Annotated in this window: 1 protein-coding gene; it reads right to left on the bottom strand. The window is 39.4% G+C overall.

What is annotated here, in order from left to right; genetic code table 11:
* Nucleotides 1-2,874, bottom strand: a 2,874-nt coding sequence (locus A5875_RS23805; RefSeq protein WP_176244738.1) for a MucBP domain-containing protein, incomplete at both ends; no start/stop codon positions are given.

Genomic DNA, 2,874 nt, shown 5'->3' with positions numbered 1-2,874 from the left:
CCGAATCTGAGTCGCTATCACTGTCGGAATCACTATCCGAATCTGAGTCGCTATCACTGTCGGAATCACTATCCGAATCTGAATCGCTATCTGAGTCCGAATCACTGTCGCTGTCGGAATCGCTATCTGAATCCGAGTCGCTATCTGACTCGTCATCATCCTTCACATACTTCACGACAGTATCTTCGCTAGGATTATCAATATCTGGTAATTTATATCCTTTAGTTGGATCTTCGGGATCTACGTACTCCAACACATTGCCGTCTTTATCCGTCGCTATATACCCCGGCTCATAAGGAACCGCTGGTGCAATGATTTTACTTGGATCATTCGGATCGTTCTCATACTGAGTACTTCCACCGATAAATTCTGGCTCATCGCTTTCTAAGATGATGTTTCCGAGCTTCTTATAAACATAAGTCACTGTGGCAGAGCCATCTTCATTTACGATCATGTCACTATCTGAACTGGCATCCTTTTCTACATAGAACCAACCACTGACTACATCTATTTTTTCTTTGATGGTATCGCCAAATTTGGATGCTACGTTCTTAGCAGGTGCTATAGCTTTTCCTTCTTGATTCACATACTTATAAGTGATTTTCCCTTGATTGATAATGTAAGTAACATCGGTATCCTTTGTAGGATCAGCGATCGTTGGAGCTTTGTATCCTTTCGTGTGATCACCAGCATCAACAAATTCCAGCGCAACTCCATCTTCATCTAATGGAGTGTAGCCCGGTACATATGGGATTACTGGGAAGCCTTGAGCATTATGACCTAATATCTTACTTGGATCGTTCGGATCATTCGGGTATTGGATCTTTCCACCGTCCGTAAATGATGGTTCAGCACTATCAAGGACGAAGCTGCCTATTTTTTGGTAGACGTATGTCACTTCAGATAATCCTTCTTTGTTTACAAGCATGTCGTCATCAGATTTAGCAGCATCTTTTTCTACAAAGAGCCATCCGTTAACTACTTTATTCTTTTCAGGGATTACCGCACCTTCAGATGAATGCTCAGTAACATCAGGTGAAACTTCCTTACCCTCTTGATCAACGTAGTGGTAAATCACTTTGTATTGATCAGGAACCAATCTTAATTCCAAATCTTGAGAGCGAGTATCTGCCGTAGGATCTTGACTATTTTGGCTGCCTGGTTTCAGCTTCGCGCCATTTTGCAGCGCTTCATTTGTTGCTGCGTTAATATAATGGAAACCAGCTGGAGCCGTTGGTACCGTAACATCAGCCAAATCCCTATTATTACTATTAATAGTGAATGGTGTAGTCGTCGATTCTTTCCCATCAAGACGAGAAGTATCGATCACTAAGTTACCGACTACTCGATAGACATAGATTACTTCTGTCGCTGAGTCTGCATAACGCCCCATCGCATTTGCTGGGTTTTCGACCAAGTAGTAATTTTTACTTCGGTAGTCGATTGCAGATGTACGATAAACGGTATTATAAGTCCCCTCTAACGTGTCATCATCCGCACCATCGTTGATCTTAGTGTCTGGAGTGCCATCACCATCTGTATCTAGCATGTATCTCACATTCACTTGTGTAGTCTTAATCTTATATTTATACGTAATGTCTGTCGTTTGATCCTCTTCTGGATAATCAACATACAGTTCACCCGTCAGAGGATCAGCACCAACTGGTAACTGTTCTAAATCTACGTCATACCCTTCAACCTTCAAGTCTTCTGCAGAAATGAATGCTTTTTCAGGAGAAGATTCAGTAGTTGGGAAGCCTAATTTAGTCACAGCTGACTGTAATGGTGTCTCTTCTTCATCTAAGAAGTTAATTCTGACTGAACTTTGACCTTCAATTACTATTTGATTAGGTTTCGAAGTTTTGCTTGTACTTCCGTTATGATTCTCGGAGTCATTGTATTGTGTTGTTATAGTATGTGGAACTGAACTATCAGCAAAAAATACATAAAATTCGTGAACGTACGCAAAACTTTTAGTGGTATACAAATCATTTATTTTTGAAATTAACTCTGGATCTTCATATGAAATTCCAGTAAATTGCTCAAAATACTCAACAGGAGTTGTAGCACCACTATTTTTATATTGCACAGTATCCGTTAGTTTAATCCCATCTTTACCGGTATTACTTGCAAAGGTAAATGTACCATCTGAATTCTTAACAGATGCATACGTATTTGGCCCTGCCTCTTCTAAAGCCTCTTCGACTTGTTGATTTGTCGAATCTTCAGGAACTTCGACGAATTTAAGACTATACCTACTGTTCACGAGTATATTTGTAAATATACTGCCTGAACCGTCAGGCGCTGGTACAGCTAAATAAAAGTAATTCTCATCAATCTTATCTTGCTTATCATCTCCTACATAAGATGTAATTGAAGATTCAGATTCTATTGTAGCTCTTGTTATCTGAAAAAACGTTCCGTTGTCTGGGGGACTAGCTTCTCCCTTAATTCCATCTATTAACTTTCCCCACTCTTGATAATCATGAGTGACTCGCACAGTATCCGCTCTAGCACTTGCATTATGAGTTAGACTTCTATTAATCGCTGATATGGCAGATTTTACAAAGGTTGTTGTTAGTGTTTCTATTTTTTCTCCAGACAAGAATATATCTATAGGTAGACACTCTAATTGTTTGGATTCTGAACTATAGTATTTAGGGAAATTCCAAGATTGCCCTGGCATTACAACTTGTGCTCTTTCTCTACCATCAATCTCTTTTGCAACTAATAATTCGAATCCAACATCATCTGAGATATACTTGACAGTTCCTATTCCGGGTATATCTCCTGCCAGCTGATTGAATGTAGCTAACCCGTTATTACTTTGACTATTACCATAAATAGGAATAATAATTTTATCTCCAACATTAA

Source organism: Enterococcus sp. 3H8_DIV0648, assembly GCF_002140655.1.
Classification (GTDB): Bacteria; Bacillota; Bacilli; order Lactobacillales; family Enterococcaceae; genus Enterococcus_A; species Enterococcus_A hulanensis.
This window is presented reverse-complemented; position numbering and strand designations above follow the sequence as displayed.